Genomic DNA, 17636 nt, shown 5'->3' on the forward strand with positions numbered 1-17636 from the left:
GTGAATTAGTGAAGAATAATTTGTTCGACCCAATCCAGTGATTTATTGTGATCCCGTTCGAATTTAGCAATGTAGAGCTTTTTAATGTGCTCTTCATCCGCTTTACGCTGCTCGATTTGGCCGATGTGCTAATCGTGGGTTTTTTATTTTATAAACTTTATGATTACTTGCGAGGCACGGTTGCAGCGCAAATCTTTGTTGGTCTTATTCTCACCTTAATTGCTTCCGCGATTTCAACCTTTTTTAACCTCACCACACTCAGTTGGATATTTGAAAAACTTGCAAGCGTTTGGTTGATTATCGTTGTTATTTTGTTTCAACCTGAAATCCGACGTTTTCTTCTTTTTCTTGGGCAGAGTAGGCTTTTCGGTCGATTATTTCAAGGCGACAATGAAGACATCGTAAACATTGTTACCGCGGCTGTTAGTGAGCTTTCTGATAAGCATTATGGTGCGCTTTTGGTTTTTGTAAGAAATGTTGGGCTAAAGATTTATATAGAAACGGGAGAAAAGATGAATGCTGAAATGTCAAAACGGTTGATTGCATCCCTTTTTTATCCCAACACGCCCCTTCATGATGGGGCTGTAATTATCAATGGAAAAAAAATTGAAGCTGCCCGATGCGTTCTTCCCTTAACTCAAAATGAAATGATTTCAGGAAATTTTGGGATGAGGCATCGCGCGGCCTTGGGGATAACTGAAATTTCTGATGCTTTTGTGATAGTTATTTCTGAAGAAACAGGAAGAATTTCAATTGCAGAGAATGGGAAACTCACAAGCGGATTATCTTTACCTGAGCTAAAAATGAAATTAGCGGAAGCGATTTCACCGAGAACTTTTCGGAAAAATAAGAGACCTCCAAATGAGCAGGCCCCTCCGATGACAGAAATAAAAAAAGTCCCGAATTACGGGACTTTCTAATCTAAATACAAAAAACTTAGAAGCGTCTATCGCTATCGCCGTAATTTCCACCCTCGCGTCGTGATCCACCACCCGAAGGACGCTCACGACGAAATCCGCCGCCACCGCCACCCGGACCACCTGAACCCATTTCCTTTTGACGGGCTTCATTGACCTTGATGGGTCTTCCGTCCACAGGGAAATTGTTAAGTTCGGCTTTTGCACGGTTCGCTTCGTCTTCAGATTGGTATTCAACGAATCCAAATCCTTTGCCAAGAATGATTTTAACTGATTTGACTTCGCCTTTTTGTGAAAAGACTTCCTTCAAGGTGTCTTCAGTCGTTTTGTAATTAAGATTGCCAACGTAAAGTTTGGTAGACATAAAAAAAGAAAAAAAGATTACATAAGATAAACTCACCAATTATGAGATGACCAAGAGAGTTTGAACTACGCTGGCAATTTTTAAGATCCTAAAGGCGAGTGCAAAATATCAAAGTACCTTCTCCAAGGGTGAAAACGGATTGAATATAGGAAATATTTTCTCGCCATCAAACTTATTAATCAAATATATTTAGGGGTTAAAGGAATCTCATCACAAATAATTTGGTCTATTTTTATAAGGAATTGGATCTCGAATACCCGCTTGTTCGAAACCTCTTAATCGTAGGGCACAACTGTCACAGATGCCGCAAGCTTCTTCTTCGGATTGGTAGCATGACCAAGAGAGTTCAAAAGGCACTTCCAATTGTGCGCCTTTCTCAACAATTTCCCATTTTTTCATCTCAATTACGGGGGTCACAATTTCAATTGAAGTACCGGGTTTTGTACCGGTTTTAATCATTGCATTAAATGCTTGATAAAATTCTTTTCGGCAATCGGGGTAGCCGGATGAGTCTTCTTCAACAGCTCCGATAAAAATTTTTTTTGCGCCGATAACTTCAGCCCAACTGACCGACATCGAAAGAATATTTGCATTTCTGAAAGGCACATAAGAGGATGGAATTCCTGTGTAGGTAAGATCAGCTTTACTGACTTCAATTTTTTTGTCTGTTAAGGAAGACCCACCAATTTGTGAAAGATGAGTGGCATTTATTACAAGTTTTTCATGAATAGTAAAGTAAGAGCAAATGTCATCAAAAGCTTTAAGCTCTCGGTGTTCAGTACGCTGACCGTAATTCAAGTGTAAGGCCGCAACTTTAAGGCTTTGGTCTAAAGCAATTGCTAAAGAAACCAAGCTATCCATTCCACCACTCAATAAAACAACTGCTTTATTCATAGGAAGATATTTTAAATTTTAAGGCGTGATAAGGTCAAATCCGGTATAAGGGCGAAGCACTTCCGGAACAATAACATTTCCTTCTGGGGTTTGATAATTTTCTAATATGGCAACCATTAATCGTGAGGTCGCTAAACCCGAACCATTGAGGGTATGAACAAACTCAGGCTTTGATTTTTCATCTCGTTTGAAACGGATATTTGCTCTTCTTGCTTGAAAGTCTTCAAAGTTTGAGCAACTTGAAGCTTCAAGGTATCGGTTTTCTGCCGGCGACCATACTTCGATATCATAGCATTTGGCAGCATTTGAGCCTATATCGCCAGAGCAGAGAAGAAGTGTGCGATAACGGAGTTTAAGAGACTCTACAATTGACTCGGCATCGCGAAGAAGAGATTCGAGTTCCTCGTATGAGGTTTCCGGAGTCACAAATTTGACCAATTCAACTTTATTGAATTGATGGACTCTTAAAAAGCCCTTTACATCTTTTCCATAACTGCCCGCTTCGCTTCGGAAACACGCGGAATATCCAGCGTATCGTATGGGCAGTTGTGATGATTTTAGCACTTCATCACGATGCAGGTTAGTAATCGGAACTTCAGCGGTTGGAATTGCAAAAAGATTAAACCCGCCTTCTTCATATTTTCCGGATTCATCATAACCAACATGATAACTCTGCCCGATGAATTTTGGAAACTGTCCTGTGCCACGCATTGATTGGAGATTAACGAAAAAGGGTGGAAAGACTTCTTTGTAATCGTTTTTGCCAATATGTGTGTTAAGCATAAAGTTAATTAGGGCTCTTTCTAAGGTTGCCCCCTTCCCGAGATAGACAGGAAATCCAGCACCTGCGATTTTTGCACCGCGTTCGAAGTCAAGAATACCAAGGTGTTTCCCGAGTGAGAGATGATCTTTTGGAGTGAAAGTCAGTTCAAGTAAACTTCCTTTATGCTCACGATAAATTTGATTTTCAGAAGAGTCTTTTCCCACGGGAACACTTGCGTGGAGAATATTTGGGAAATAAAGCAGTTCTTCTTCTTGTTTTGACTCTATTGACTTCAATTCAATGTCTAATTCGGTTATTCGATCTGAAACTCCTTTCATTTTTGCAATGAGAAGTGTGGCATCACCTTTTGCTTTTTTTATTTTAGCGATTTCCTCACTGGCAGTATTTCTTTCCGATTTCAATTGATCACTTTCAGCTATCAAAGCACGTCGATTCTTATCAAGTTCAAGGATTAAATCGACTTTTTCAACATCTTTTTGTTGTTGTCTTGCCTTAAGGATATCTTTAATTTTTGAGGGATTTTCTCGAAGTAGTTTGATATCTATCACAATATTAAATTAATTTTATTCTGAACTTAAGATTAGATATCTAAGTTACAGAAATTACATGAATGTCTTGAGCAAGTCCTTTCAGAACTCAAGCATTACAATTGCAAAAGCCATCATTATTTGCAGTTTATTTTAGGCTTATCTCCAAGACATTTCTTTTTTGCACCTTTAATCAAGTTTCAATTAACGATTTTCAAAAATTTGGAATAATGAAATTATTCTATAAGCTATTGTTATTAGCATTGGCATTTAACTTTCTTAGTAAATCATTAATAGCTCAATCGGACCCGATTGGAACGGCAAGGCCATTACCTATTCTTTACTATGATTTCGAGGTGAATTCAAGTAGAAATGCAACTAGTCCGATTGAGAATTCAATTGAAGCAGGCATAAATCAAACTGGTGGAATAATTCTTTCACCAACTGGATTTGGATTAACAAGAAATACTGGTGCAGGAAATACTACGCTACATAGTGGATTTACTGGTGGTGGGCAAGGAAATGCGTTACAAGGGGCTGTCGTTAATTCAGTGACCGATCCCGGTACAGGGGTAACTCAGTACTTTCAATTGGATAGTGTTGATGCACGAGGATTTAGTGGAATTTCAATTCAATTTGATGCCTTTGCCACTGCCGTTTCTAATTTTAATGTCCTTTATAGTATTAACGGCGGAGGCTACACTGCTCTGACTCCTGTTACCGGAGTATCCGCTTTCCAAACATTATCCTTTGTATTACCGGTATTAGCAGATAGCAGCAGAAATATCAAACTACGTTTTTATTCATATCGAAACGGAACAGGTACCTCCTTTCGTATTGATAATTTAATGATCCGTGCCGGAGCTGTATTATCGTCAAAAACATTAATTAACATGAGGGTAGTTGGGGATGGTTTGAAATCGTTTCCACCAACAGCAACCAACATCTTCATTCCTTCTGTTTCTGACTTAGAGATAAAAAACTCCGGAACAATTGCAACTATGGCGGGTCAATTTCGGGTTGCAGGTCAATTGGCACTTACAGAAGGGACATTTCGTGTGGTGGGTACGGATACCCTCGTTTTTCATACCGGGAATAATCCAATTTCAAGAGTTAATGGTTTGCTCGATTTATCAAATGCTTCAACGCTGAGGTTTGGATTCACGGGAGCATTAGCTGGAAATTTATTTTCGGTACCTGATGATCTATTCTTTTCGAATACTATCGGTAAGCTAAGAATTCAACGAACGAATGCAATTTCTTTAGGTAATCAGAGTATCTCTGTTTCGGATAGTTTAATTTTTACAAGTGGAATTTTGATTACTTCATCCAGTGGGTTTATTCGTCATTTAAATGTCGCTTCAGGTTCAATCACAGGTGCGAGTGCAACTTCACATGTTCGTGGGCCATTATCAAGAATTCTTTCTGCCTCGATTTCTGTAGATGGTACGGATGTATTTTTTCCGGTTGGAGATGGGGCTGGAAACTATCGCCCTACTACTTTTCTAAATATTCGTACTGGGGGAATATCTCCCGAAATTCAAGTCAGGATAAACTCCTCAGGTGCGACAACGACAAATCCACTAAACCTTACATCCATTAGAAGTAGAAATTGGTTTGTTCGAAATATTACTGGAGATTTTACGAGTGCCACATTAAGAATCGATAATGAATCACCGGCAATTACAAATGGAACGCATTTGATTGGTCGCTCGGATGCTCAATCAGGTGACTATAATTCAATTGGGGGGACAGTCGTTGGAAGTCAAATTACTTCTAACCCACAAGAACTCACCCTCATTTCAGGTTCACGTTATTTTGCGATTGGCTTTTTTACCTCTGCCCCAACCGTTTCAGCTTCATCAGTTGGATTTAGTTTTGTCACCACAAGTTCGATGATTTTAACTTGGACGAATGGAAATGGGTCGAGAAGAATTGTCGTGGCAAAAGCACTCTCTGCTGTTGATTTTGTTCCTTCTGATCTTACTGATTATTCCGGCGGTGTGAATACAAATTTTACGACCTCGACAGATGTCGGCAATGGTAATAAAATTGTGTTTGATGGAACTGGAAATACAGTTTCATTAAGTGGTCTTACAACTAATACCATTTATCACTTTCGAGTGTATGAATATAATGGAGGAATGCCCTCACTCTCATCGGTGTTTTTAACAGGTTCATTTGCTTTGGCTTCGCAAAGTACATCTCCATCTGAACCTTTGGTTACGGTATCGAATATTACTTTCTCAAATATTTCAACATCGTCATTTACTGTTAATTGGACTGTCCCAACTTCAAATGCTGGCGAAAGAAGGTTAGTGACAATACGAGCATTTAGTGATCCACAAGATTCTCCGACGGATGGGATAACCTATACAACTAATCCTGTATTTGGCTTAGGTCAAAATTTGGGATCCAACAATTATGCTGTTTATGATGGAACTGGAACAAGTGTGACGATTACGGGTTTGAGTGCTGCAACACGCTATGCAATTTCAATTTTTGAATATAATGGCAGTGGCGCGGCTCTTAATTACAATACGAATGGAGCTTTAGTGAATCGATTTACAATATTTGCCTCAGAACCGACTACGCATATTGTAGGTCTCAATGTTGGAACTGTTACAAAAAACAGCGTTCAATTGAATTGGTCAACGACTGTTCCTTCTGCAAGTGGATATGTTGTGGTTTATAGCCCAATCTCTGTAACAGAAGATGCTCAAGACGGCTTTAACTACACAGATGGTCAAGTGGTGCTAGGAACCAACCGAGCAACGCTTGCCGTGACACCAAACAGCGCAACCTCAATAACGGTAAATGGTCTTAACTCCGGAACTTCGTATGAATTTCGAGTATATCCCTTTCGCTTTGATGGATCTAATGGGGAAACGCGCAACTACTACACTGCAGCCGTTATACCAAGCATTACCCAATCGACAAACGCGGGCGACACCTATGTTTTTGAAGTTAATGGAGGAGATTGGACAACAGCAGCAAACTGGAATCCCGATGGGCTTCCCGGTGCAGGGGATATTGTTCAAATTCCGGGTGGTTTTACGGTGATAAATCTCCCTGCTTCTATCTCAATTGGGCGATTAGAAGTTTCGAGTGCGGGAACTGCAATTTTAAATAGTGGTGCAGGTAGTACCACGATTACACTCACCGGTAGTGGAACCGCGACGCCGAATGCCCTTTCAATTATTGCAGGGAGAACCTTAAGTCTGGCGTCTTCTGAAGATTTGACCATTGTTCTTAGTGCCGGTGCTACGGGTTTAATTGCAGGGACATTTTCAAATCCCACAACTCCATCAAATGTGAACCGCTTGATCGTTACTGATTCTGCAGGGCTGATTGTGACTGGAACTGTCAACAACAACTTTAATAACAATGGTTTGTTTATCGGTTCTGCTTTGAATAGTGTCGTGTTTCAGAATAATTCGATTTATTCAGCCAATAACGCCAATAGCATTCGTGTTTTTGGGGCAGCAGCTCCGAATTCAATTCCAATTTTTAATACTGGTTCGATTTACCGTATTACAGCAAATGCACGCATTGATACTGTTATTCAAAATCGGCGTTTAAGACGAGTGGAATTAACATCGGCAACGTTTAATCAAACTTCAACTTCTAGTGGTTTTTTTGAATGTGATTCTCTTGCGATAACTGCAATAACAACTCAAACTCCTGCGTTTAATTTCACAGGGGGGTTACGAATCAATAATGAATTAAGTTATACATCCTCAACTGGTTCTATAAACTTTAATGATGGCACGATAAATGTTGGAGCAGGTTCACCGTTCAAGATTCGTAGCACAGCAGGAAATCTTAATTTTGGTGGAACAAGTAATTTTGTGGTCAACAATACAGGAGGAATACAACTCTTGAATAATGCTTCGCCATCCTTTAATTCTACCTTGACACTTACCAACGGCAATATTATTTCCTCTTTAACAGCGATTCCAACCATAGGCAGTTCTGCAACTGTAAATGGTGGTTCTGCAGTAAGTTATATTGAAGGTCCGCTTCGAAGGGTATTAGCAACCACGACACCCACGGTATTTCCAATAGGAAAAGGTGGGGTTTACAACCCACTTACTGTTGTGCCTCAAAATGCTACATCGGTAACTTATACTGCTGAGTACTTCAACGCACCGTTTTCGGATGTGACAAGTGTGACCGCACCGCTCAATAATGTCAGTATCCTTAATTATTACAACTTGACTCGTGCTGTAAGTTTAATCGATGCCCAAGTTGTTCTCTCTTGGGATGGAACAAGCGGCGTATCCGATTTGGTGGACTTACGCGTAGCACGATGGAATGGTTCGTCTTGGGTTGATGCAGGCGTGGCGTCAACAACAGGGAATGCTTCTGCAGGAACGATTCGCTCCGGGGTAATTTCTATTTTCCCATCGAATATTACACTTGGTTCAACTTCTACCGATAACCCATTGCCGGTTGAATTGGCCACTTTTACGCATAAAGTGACCCGTGGCGGTGTTGAGCTCAAATGGGAGACGATTTCAGAAGCGAATAATGCCGGATTTACCATTCAACGCCGAGGTGTTGGGGTTGAAGAGTGGTCATCTTTAGGATTTGTAAGAGGAAATGGAACAACCTCTGAACGAAAGAGTTACACCTTTACCGACAAAGAAGCGAAAGGAAAATACGAATACCGTTTAGCGCAAGTGGATTTTGATGGAACCCTTAATTTTTCTTCGGTGATAGAAGTGAATGCCACCTTGCCGAGAGAATTTGCATTAGGTCAAAATTATCCGAATCCATTTAATCCATCCACGACCATTCGTTATGATGTGGCTGAATTTTCGGATATTTCACTACGCGTTTACGATATTCTTGGTAGAGAGGTAGCGACCTTAATTAATCAAGCTCAAGATGCCGGGACATATCAAGTTCCATTTCAAGCTGGGAATTTGGGTTTAAGCAGCGGAGTCTATTTTTATAGAATTACGGCGAAATCATCAAGTTCAACATTTGTTCAAACCAAGAAGATGATGCTTTTGAAGTAAAATGAAATTTGAAAAAAATGTGAAAAGGGGCACTCGCCCCTTTTTGATTTTCAAACCTTTAGAAAGACTGTTGAGTTATCTAAAAACAATTTAAAGAGAATATGCCCAAATATCGCGCATCGATTGATATTCAATCAACACCAGAAAAAGTATTTCATTTTCATGATGATACTTCAAATTTACTTCGAATAACGCCTCCAGACACAAGAGTTGAGTTGGTTTCAGCAACTCCGGCCGGAAAAGGTCAACGCGTCAAGCTTTCGGTAACTCAATTTGGATTTTTGAAGAACACGTGGGAGGTTGAGATTACAACTTATGAACCGCCGAGGAAGATGATTGATGAGCAACTTCACGGTCCATTTCACAAATGGGTACAAACAAGAACGGTTATGGATTTGGGGAATGGGTTAACCCGTTTAACAGATGAGGTTGAATATGAATTACCGATGCATGCAATTGGAGATTTTTTTGCAGGTCGTTTTGTTGCCGCTGAAATTTCAAAAATGTTTGAATATCGGCAGCGTAAAACAAAAGAAATTTTAGAAAATTAATTGGGGGATAAAAGGTTCCCAGTAAAACCTTTTTTCTTTGAACTCCACTTAGCTTCGCGTATCTTAGAAACAGAAAAATGAATGTTTTGAATCTATATACCGGAGGTAACTATGAGTGCTCTCAATATGGCAGAGTCGGTTTCTGTCACACCCCAAATTGATCCTTCCATTTTAAGCGGGGTTTCCCAAAAAAATAATTTTAAGAAAAAGAAGTGGCTTTTGGTTCAGCCCAAAAGTAAAACGAACCTTATGGTTGATTCGGGAAAGGTAAGTATCCCGCTCAATTTGATGATGGTTGGCACGCTTGTCAAACAAGATTTCGACGTTGATTTTATCGATGAACGAACGGGAGACAAGGTTCCAGAAGATCTTTCTGGATATGATGTTGTGGCGATTACCGCAAGAACACTTAATGTGAGTAATGCTTACGATATCGCTGATAAGGCGAAGTCTCAAGGCAAACGGGTCATTATGGGAGGTACTCACCCAACTATGATGTTTCAAGAGGCGAAAGATCATTGCGATTCTGTGGTGTTCGGCGAAATTGAATCCGTTTGGGATGAGCTTAAAAGCGATGTTGAAAATGATGCGATGAAGCCACAATACAAGGCTGGGGCATTCAAATCGATGACCGAAATGGGGATGCCCGATTTTAACATTGTTTTAAACTCCAAGCATGCAAAAAATTACAGTTTCAGAATACCATTACTTGCAACAAAAGGATGCCCTGTCGGATGTAATTTTTGCACAACACCAACGATTTACGGAAAGTCTTTTCGAACACGAGATTCTCAACGAGTTGTTGATGAAATAAACTTCCATCAATCCCGATTAGGAAAAAAAGATATTCATATCTCATTTATGGATGACAACATCAGTTTTAAGCCTGCATTTATGGATGAGCTGATGAATTCGATAGCGCCAACGGGAGCAAAGTGGAATGCAAATATTTCAATGAATTTTTTGGAAAGCCCATCGGTGCCAAAAGCCGCGAAAGAAGCGGGATGTGAGTTGTTAAACATCGGGTTTGAATCAGTAACTCCTGAAACGATCAAGTATGTTCATAAAGGCTCGAATCGGGTTGGGCGATATGATGAAGTGGTTGACAATGTTCACAAAAATGGAATTGGGATTCAAGGGTATTTTATATTTGGCTTCGATACAGATACAAAAAATAGTTTTCAAGGGACTTACGATTTCATCATGCGAAATCGTATTGAGTTTCCTGTTTTCACGATCGCCACGCCATTTCCGGGAACGCCTTGGTTTGATGAAATAAAACCGCGGATTCGTCATTTTGATTGGGACAAATACGATACTTTTCATTATATGTATAAACCTGAAAAACTCGGTGAAATGGAATTTCTTGAAAATTTTATCAAGGTCCAGCGTGAAGTTTATTCTTGGAAATCAATTTGGTATCGGATGCAAGGGAAGCCTATGAATTGGCTTTGGGCTGTAAATATTGCGATGCACTATTTTACAAGAAGGCTTAAGCCTGAAATGCTGATGTAATTTTATCCCTTACTTTGAAGCATCTGCAAAGCGGCGTGTTCACCCGAAACCCAACCGGTTGAATATGCCGCTTGCAAATTAAAACCTCCAACTTCTCCAGCCACATCAAGGACTTCTCCGGCAAAATATAAATTTTGAATAAGCCTAGATTGCATTGTTTTAGGATTTACATCTTTGAGCGAGACGCCACCCGCAGAAACCTCACCCTTTTCAATTGGAACCTCAAGAACACGACCTAATTTGAAAGATTTAAGTATTGAGGCAATACTTTTTCGTTTTTCTTTTTGAAGTGAATTCCATTTTTGATCAAGTTGGTTTTCAGATTGAAGAAAAAAATCTTCAACCAATGCGTTTGGAATAAGCGTACCAATTAACGTTTTTACGAGTTGCGTGCTATTTCGCTGGCCGTATTCAATTAATGAAAGTTGTAGATCTTGTTCATTTTTTTCGGGTAAGAAATCCACACACATTTCAATTGGAAAAGGGTTAGAATTTTTTTCAGTATGGTTGGCTGTAATATTTTCGGCAACATGTCGAGAAATCGAAAGACATGCTGGTCCAGAAATTCCTATATGTGTGATAAGGACATCGCCACGTATCTTTGGAATTTCATTAGAAGAGTTCCTTGCAAATAGAGTTACATCGCGCAAAGAAACGCCAACCCAATCCTTTTTTGGTTTTTCATGAAAGTAGATGGGTGCAAGAGCGGCAAGGGGGTTTTCGATTTTATGCCCCATTTTTTTGGCGAATTTGATTCCATCGCCGGTGGTTCCCGTTTTTGAGTATGAAACCCCACCTGTTGAAATGATAACTGAGTCGGAGAAAACCTCTTTGACAAACGCTTTGATTTCAACGATCAATGAAAACCCCTGCTCTTTTGGTTTTAAATCTAATACCCGTGAAAAAGTCAGTACCTCAATCTCATTTTCTTGAAGCAAGGTCTCAAAAACTTCTAAAACATCTTCGGCCCGACCCGAAACGGGAAATACTCGACCGTTATCGCGTGTATAGGTTTCTACATGTCGTTCATGAAGCCAATTCAAGACTTGTGTATTGGACAAATGGAAAAATGAAGGTTTAAGAAAATTCTTTTCATTACTTAACTGAAACCCTTCTCGAAGAACAGCCATCATGTCGCCTTCGTGGGTAATGTTGCATTTGCCCCCTCCAGAAATCCTAATCTTTATCCCTAATCGAGGATTTCGTTCGTAAATCGTTATACGAAGATTTGAGTTTGGAAATTTTTCTTTTTGGATTTGGCGAGCTCGAATTGCAGCGCACATTCCGGCGGCCCCGCCACCGATTATCGAAAGAGTTGGCATTTCGAGGTTAAAAATTTGGAAGGTAATTGCCGTCGGGGTAAAACTCTTTAATAACTTTTAATGCTTCTTCAGGCGAATCCACAACGGAGACAAAGTCAAAATCATTAACACCCACATAACTCTTTTCTTCGATGAGAACCTTCTTAATCCAATGGATTAAGCCGCTCCAAAAGGTTTTTCCTACAAGAATAACAGGAAACATTGTAATCTTTTGGGTTTGAATTAAAGTTAAGGCCTCTGTTAGCTCATCAAGAGTACCGTATCCACCCGGCATTACAATTAAGGCTTGGGAATACTTCATAAACATTGCTTTCCGTGCGAAGAAGTATTTGAAAGTGATGGATTTATCAGGATCAACATAAGGGTTTGATTTTTGTTCAAAAGGGAGCTTGATATTCAGCCCAACTGAAGCCCCATTGGATTCATGTGCCCCACGATTGCCGGCCTCCATTATTCCCGGCCCACCACCCGTGATAACAGCAAATCCTTCTTTCACAAGAAGTTTAGCTAAGTGAACGGTGAGTTTATAAAAAGGATCTGTCTCTTTAATTCTTGCTGAGCCAAAAATTGTGACGGCTGGGCCAACTTCTGAAAGCTTATCAAACCCTGTTACAAATTCAGACATAATTCGAAACGTGCGCCAACCATCATGACTCATCTCTCCCCATTCCTTTAAGGCAGAAGGAGAAAGATGAATTTTATTTTGAGTTTTATTTAAGGGTGAGACTGATAACCCGGAAGCATTTGTTCGGCGAACAACCTTAGATCCAACGCGTGAAAACTTCACATCTAAATTTTTTTTTCCTTTAGAAGGGGTTGCTTTTTTTGAAGAAGCTTTTAATGATGAAGGTTTCTTATTTGATTTTTCTTGTGGCATAATTAGTCAAAACGAATAAGATGTTTTCTAACCATATTCAGTGCAGTGTTAGAAAAAAGTTCTTTATTTCGGATTCGATCCGTAGAGAAAGTAAATTTTTGAGCATAGCACTCGTCTCCTAATTTGTTAGATGTTGCAAGTCCAATCCAAACTGTGCCAACGGGCTTTTGTTCGTTTCCTCCTCCGGGACCGGCGATTCCTGTAATGCTGACCGCAAGATCAACATCAGCACGCTCGAGGCAACCCTTTGCCATTTCTTTCGCAACTTCTTCGCTGACCGCGCCAAATTGATCGAGTGTTTCTTGCCTTACTCCCAGTGCCTGTTTTTTTGAGAAGTTATTGTAAACGATATATGACTCCACAAAATACCGTGATGCCCCACCAATATTGGTGATTTTATGAGAGAGCAAACCTCCGGTGCAGCTTTCAGCTGCTGCAAATCGAATATTTTTTTCAACCAATAAATTGCATACGATTTCCTCCAAGGTTCTATCGTCACTTGAAACCAAGAAAGAGCTTATTCTTTGCGTAATGTGAGAGACAATTCGACTGTTCTCATTTTCAACTTCAATAAGATCTTTTCCTTTTGAACTAATTCTCAATTTTACTCCTGCAAGTTGAGGCAAGTAGGCAAGGGTTGAAATCTTTCCAAGAAAAAGGGATTCATCACCAATCATTTCAGCAAGAGGGGATTCTCCAATGCCGGAAGTAAGCAGGGTTGTATGTTTAATAAACGTATCCGAGCGTTCTTTAAGATATGGAATCAGAGATGAAACGGTCATTGTTTCCATTTCAGCAGGAACCCCCGGCATAATGACAATGTAGCGGTTTGGAAAAGCTTTGAGGTTTGAAAGTAACATTCCGGGAGCAGTTCCACGTGAGTTTTGAAATACGAGACTTCCTTCAATGACCTCGCCTTGAGAGCGGTTCATTTCAGGCATTGCAATGCCTCGATGTTTAAAAATTCGTTTACAATTTTCAAAAGCCTCTTCATTGAATTCAATGCCTAAATCGAGAAAATCAGCAACAGCCTTTTTCGTGATGTCATCATGTGTTGGTCCTAACCCACCAGTAATAATGACTACATCTGCTCTTGAAAGTGCATCTGCTAATGCTGAATGTATATCCTGAAATGAATCTCCGATTGTAATAATTCTGCGGGTGTCGATTCCGATCCGACCTAATTCTTTAGCAATAAATGAAGCGTTGGTATTAACAACTTGACCAATAAGTAACTCATCACCTATTGTTACAATTTCTGCAATCATATACTTGAATTACCGTTCAAAATGAAGATAGTTCTCAGGGTTTTGAGGAACACCATCTTTCCAAATTTCTAGATGCAAATGCGCCCCGTAACTTTCTAAGCCGGTGTTACCTGCTAATGCAATTGTTTGACCTTTTTTTACTTGCTCTCCTTCACGAACAAGAATTCTATTGCAATGTTTATAGAAACTCACGATAAAGTCGTGTTGGACTATGATTGTGTAGCCAAAATCACTAATCCAATCCGAAAAAAGTACTACCCCATCTGCAATGACAGAAATCGGCTCGTTGGAGGAAGTGGAAATATCAATTCCGTAATGACTTGTCAAAGGAGAGAATTTCTGAGATAATCTCCCGCGAACAATGGGAATGGAAAGAAGGCTTGAACCATCAATCGGCTTTCGCTCAATATCGGCGAGGCGAGTAAGTTTAACATTCATTGCCGATTCATTGTTTCCGCGAGGCTTCCCATCCTGAACCGGAGTTCCTAAAGAACCGGTTCCAAAAAGTGAAAGGACGCGTTGATTATAATTTTCAATTGTGGCCATTTTACGATTAAGACTATCTATTCGTAATTGTTGACTCATAATGACTTTAGTCTTTTCATCGGAAAAACTGTAACCCGGCAAAAGTGTCCGAAGCGGGGTATAGACGATAAACAAGCAAGTCGAAAGAATGATCAGTAAAGTATAAAGAACCGTAAAAGTCCAAAATTTCTTTAGGGTAATGTTTGAAAAAGTCTTTACGCTTCCACCAATATCAGGTGTAATTGATACTGAATACACGATTGGCTTTTTCTTTTTTTTCATACTTGTTTAATGATGAAGTTCAATGGTTCAACAACAAGTAATTTTTTGAAAGCAAGTTGTGATTCGAAGATAGAGGACATGAATGATAAAGGATAGAAAAGGGGGAATGAAAATTAGGATATGCCAAAGGTTTGCTTGAAGTTTTCAAAATTATTGATAATAATTTTATTCATGTCACGCTCAATGTAACCTTCACGTTCAAACATAGAGAGAACTCTAGAAATCGTTTCACGGGAAGTTGAGGCGTAATTTGCAATTTCTTGCTGGCTGGCAAAATTTTCAATTTCAACTCTTCCTCGCTTTACCCGTCCGACATCATTGGCGAGGCGAATAATCACAGAAGCGACTTTCCCAACGGCATCTGCAAGAGAGATGGTTTTGATTTGATGATCGGTTTTCCTTAATCGAATGACCAACTCCCTCATTAAAGCAAGCGAAAGATTGGGATGCTTTTTTAACAAATCGAGAAAAACATTATCTGAAATTTTTAACAAACTGACCTTTGATAGTGCTGTTGCATCAGCGGAGCGAACAGCGCCATCAATTACAGACATTTCGCCAAAAAAATCATGTTCAGTGAGAATAGCAAGAATCACCTCTTTGGATTCTTCATTGGTACGGGAGATTTTAACCATCCCTTCTAAAATCACATAAACAGTATTTCCTTGTTCACTTTCAAAAATAATAACCTCATCTTTTCTGAAAGAAACCATTTGGCTACGGTCGATTACTTCACCTATTTCCTTTTCGGAAAGGGTTTCAAAAATTGTAACCTCGCTTAAATGTTGGATTAACTCTTTCTTGTCCATCATTTGGGATGGTATTTGCTTTAATAAAATTATAGAAAAACGCGCCTTAGCAGCAGGCATTGTGCGAGTTACATAATAACTTCAATATAGATAGTCAGATTGTTTTTTTCTAATATCATCTTTGCGTATCGCTTTTAATACAACTTCGCGAAAAAAGGTGTAAAGTATATTACATTCAATTTTTCGTTACTGATTACCTCGATTCTTTTCGTCTAAAATGAAATCAAAAGATGCATTTATTTTTAAGCCATTAATTGAAGAATTGATGGCAGATACAGAAACACCGGTTTCTGTTTATTTAAAGTTGAAATCTAAATATTCCTGTCTCCTTGAATCAGTTGAGGGAGAGGAGCGAATCGCACGGTTTTCATATATCGGGATCAATCCGTTTATGAAGTTTGAAGCAACGATTTCCGGTGCGATTTCTGTTAAGATTTTTGACGAACGCTTCGATAAAATTGCCGAAGAAATAAGGGGGATTCAGGACGTCCGAGAGGCCTTAAAAGTTGCCCTTGATCTTGTTCGAAACGAAATGCAAATTAGTTCGAAAATGCTAACCTCTGGAGCCTTCGGGTTTTTTACCTATGATGCAGCACATTTGACTGAGCGGTTTAAAATTCCAGAAAACCCTCATCCGGTTGAGCTTCCAGACATCGCGCTTTTTTTTTACGACACTTTAGTTGTTTTTGACAATGTCCGACGAAAGTTGTTTATCATTTCCAATTATCTCAAAGGAACAGGAAATGATGAAAGAGAAAAAAGGAATGCCGAAAGAAAAATTAGCGAGGTGAAGAAACTGATTTATGCCCCGCTTTCAACAAAAGAAATTCAATTGAAAAGCGAAAAGTCGGAGCTTCTTACATCAAATGTTACAAAGAAGCAATACCTTGATAAGGTAAACATTGCCAAGGAATACATTTTAGCCGGAGATATTTTTCAAGTTCAACTTTCTCAACGGCTTTCACGAACCTTAAATGCTCGCCCATTTGATGTTTATCGCTCCCTGAGAACCATAAATCCTTCTCCATATCTTTATTTCTTTGAAATGGGAAAAGTACAGATTATCGGATCATCTCCCGAACTTTTGGTCAGTGTAGAACGCGACGAAAGTGGTGAAAGAATTGTCCAAACTCGGCCGATTGCAGGAACAAGAAAACGTGGAAAGACTTTGGAGGAAGATAAAGCACTTGCCGAAGAACTCTTGCACGATGAAAAGGAATTGGCGGAGCATTTAATGCTGATAGACTTAAGCAGAAATGATGTTGGAAAGATATCGAAAACCGGGAGTGTTGATACCAATGAAATTATGATCATTGAGAGATATTCACATGTGATGCATATTGTGAGCAATGTCAAAGGAATTTTAAAAGAAGAATTGCATCCTCTTGATGCATTTTGGTCATGTTTCCCTGCTGGAACTCTAACGGGAGCACCGAAAATCAGATCAATGGAAATAATTTCTGAATTGGAAGATGAATGTCGTGGTCTTTACGGTGGAGCGGTTGGATATTTTGATTTCAATGGAAACCTTAAAACAGCCATTGCCATTCGAACTATGCTGACAAAAACCGGTAAAATTTATTTTCAAGCGGCAGGCGGAATTGTTGCAGATTCAGTTCCAATCAATGAATTTGAAGAAACTTTAAGCAAGATGAAGGCCGGTATTCGATCGGTTGAAAATCTTATACCTGAAAATCAAAAGCACGAGAAATAAAAAAGGTCGTGGAGAAATTAATCGAGATTGAATTAGAAATTTCCATCAGCTACTTGAAAGCAGGTAAGACCGATCTCTCGCCACATCTCTACAACTTGATTTCGATCATCGAGAACAAAAAACACGTCGAATTGTTGCGAAATAAAACTCAAATATATTTCCCTTTTTATGATACTGTCTTTGCGTAGATCTGAATTTGGCCTAAGCCAAAGTTTATCAAAATGGATCTGATGTTTGTTAAGCCAAGCCTCTGAAATAGA

The 17636-nt window shown here is 39.4% G+C and carries 13 protein-coding genes; 5 read left to right on the forward strand and 8 right to left on the reverse strand.

Annotated elements, in window-relative coordinates; genetic code table 11:
• Positions 1–47: 47 nt before the first annotated feature.
• The gene (cdaA, locus tag SFU91_09080) at positions 48–920 is read left to right on the forward strand and encodes a diadenylate cyclase CdaA (GenBank protein MDX2129173.1); all 873 of its coding nucleotides are present in this window, start codon (positions 48–50) and stop codon (positions 918–920) included.
• A gap of 16 nt (positions 921–936) precedes the next feature.
• Here the strand turns inward: cdaA and SFU91_09085 are convergent, their stop codons facing one another.
• The 3 genes from SFU91_09085 to serS all read right to left on the reverse strand — a co-directional run bounded on the left by SFU91_09085 (position 937) and on the right by serS (position 3507).
• Positions 937–1281 carry an RNA-binding protein gene (locus SFU91_09085; protein ID MDX2129174.1) on the reverse strand — a complete coding sequence of 115 codons (345 nt, stop codon included), beginning with the start codon at positions 1279–1281 and terminating at the stop codon, positions 937–939.
• Positions 1282–1491: 210 nt separating this feature from the next.
• Positions 1492–2175 carry a 7-cyano-7-deazaguanine synthase QueC gene (gene queC, locus SFU91_09090; protein ID MDX2129175.1) on the reverse strand — a complete coding sequence of 228 codons (684 nt, stop codon included), beginning with the start codon at positions 2173–2175 and terminating at the stop codon, positions 1492–1494.
• An 18-nt stretch (positions 2176–2193) separates the two neighbouring features.
• A complete protein-coding gene (serS, locus tag SFU91_09095; GenBank protein ID MDX2129176.1) occupies positions 2194–3507 on the reverse strand; it encodes a serine--tRNA ligase in 1314 nt (437 codons plus the stop codon).
• A 209-nt stretch (positions 3508–3716) separates the two neighbouring features.
• Between serS and SFU91_09100 the strand changes: the two genes are divergently transcribed.
• The 3 genes from SFU91_09100 to SFU91_09110 all read left to right on the forward strand — a co-directional run bounded on the left by SFU91_09100 (position 3717) and on the right by SFU91_09110 (position 10579).
• Positions 3717–8513, forward strand: a complete 4797-nt coding sequence (locus SFU91_09100; protein ID MDX2129177.1) for a fibronectin type III domain-containing protein — start codon at positions 3717–3719, stop codon at positions 8511–8513.
• Positions 8514–8614: 101 nt separating this feature from the next.
• Positions 8615–9064: an SRPBCC family protein gene (locus SFU91_09105; protein ID MDX2129178.1), complete on the forward strand. Its 450-nt coding sequence runs from the start codon at positions 8615–8617 to the stop codon at positions 9062–9064.
• Between the two features lie 111 nt (positions 9065–9175).
• Positions 9176–10579: a radical SAM protein gene (locus SFU91_09110; protein MDX2129179.1), complete on the forward strand. Its 1404-nt coding sequence runs from the start codon at positions 9176–9178 to the stop codon at positions 10577–10579.
• Between the two features lie 2 nt (positions 10580–10581).
• On the opposite strand, the gene SFU91_09115 is transcribed toward SFU91_09110, so the two are convergent.
• From SFU91_09115 to SFU91_09135, 5 genes are all read right to left on the reverse strand, one after another.
• Positions 10582–11901, reverse strand: coding sequence for an aminoacetone oxidase family FAD-binding enzyme (locus SFU91_09115; protein ID MDX2129180.1), 1320 nt, complete (start codon positions 11899–11901; stop codon positions 10582–10584).
• Between the two features lie 7 nt (positions 11902–11908).
• Complete coding sequence (locus SFU91_09120) at positions 11909–12778, reverse strand: TIGR00730 family Rossman fold protein (protein MDX2129181.1); 870 nt, start codon at positions 12776–12778, stop codon at positions 11909–11911.
• 2 nt (positions 12779–12780) lie between these two features.
• Positions 12781–14046: a competence/damage-inducible protein A gene (locus tag SFU91_09125; protein ID MDX2129182.1), complete on the reverse strand. Its 1266-nt coding sequence runs from the start codon at positions 14044–14046 to the stop codon at positions 12781–12783.
• 9 nt (positions 14047–14055) lie between these two features.
• Positions 14056–14853 (reverse strand): M23 family metallopeptidase, encoded by a 798-nt coding sequence (locus SFU91_09130; protein ID MDX2129183.1) that lies wholly within the window; start codon positions 14851–14853, stop codon positions 14056–14058.
• A 113-nt stretch (positions 14854–14966) separates the two neighbouring features.
• Complete coding sequence (locus SFU91_09135) at positions 14967–15665, reverse strand: Crp/Fnr family transcriptional regulator (GenBank protein ID MDX2129184.1); 699 nt, start codon at positions 15663–15665, stop codon at positions 14967–14969.
• A gap of 214 nt (positions 15666–15879) precedes the next feature.
• Between SFU91_09135 and trpE the strand changes: the two genes are divergently transcribed.
• The gene (trpE, locus tag SFU91_09140) at positions 15880–17376 is read left to right on the forward strand and encodes an anthranilate synthase component I (GenBank protein ID MDX2129185.1); all 1497 of its coding nucleotides are present in this window, start codon (positions 15880–15882) and stop codon (positions 17374–17376) included.
• The last annotated feature ends 260 nt before the right edge of the window (positions 17377–17636 follow it).

It is taken from the genome of Chloroherpetonaceae bacterium (genome assembly GCA_033763895.1).
Lineage (GTDB): Bacteria > Bacteroidota > Chlorobiia > Chlorobiales > Thermochlorobacteraceae > JANRJQ01.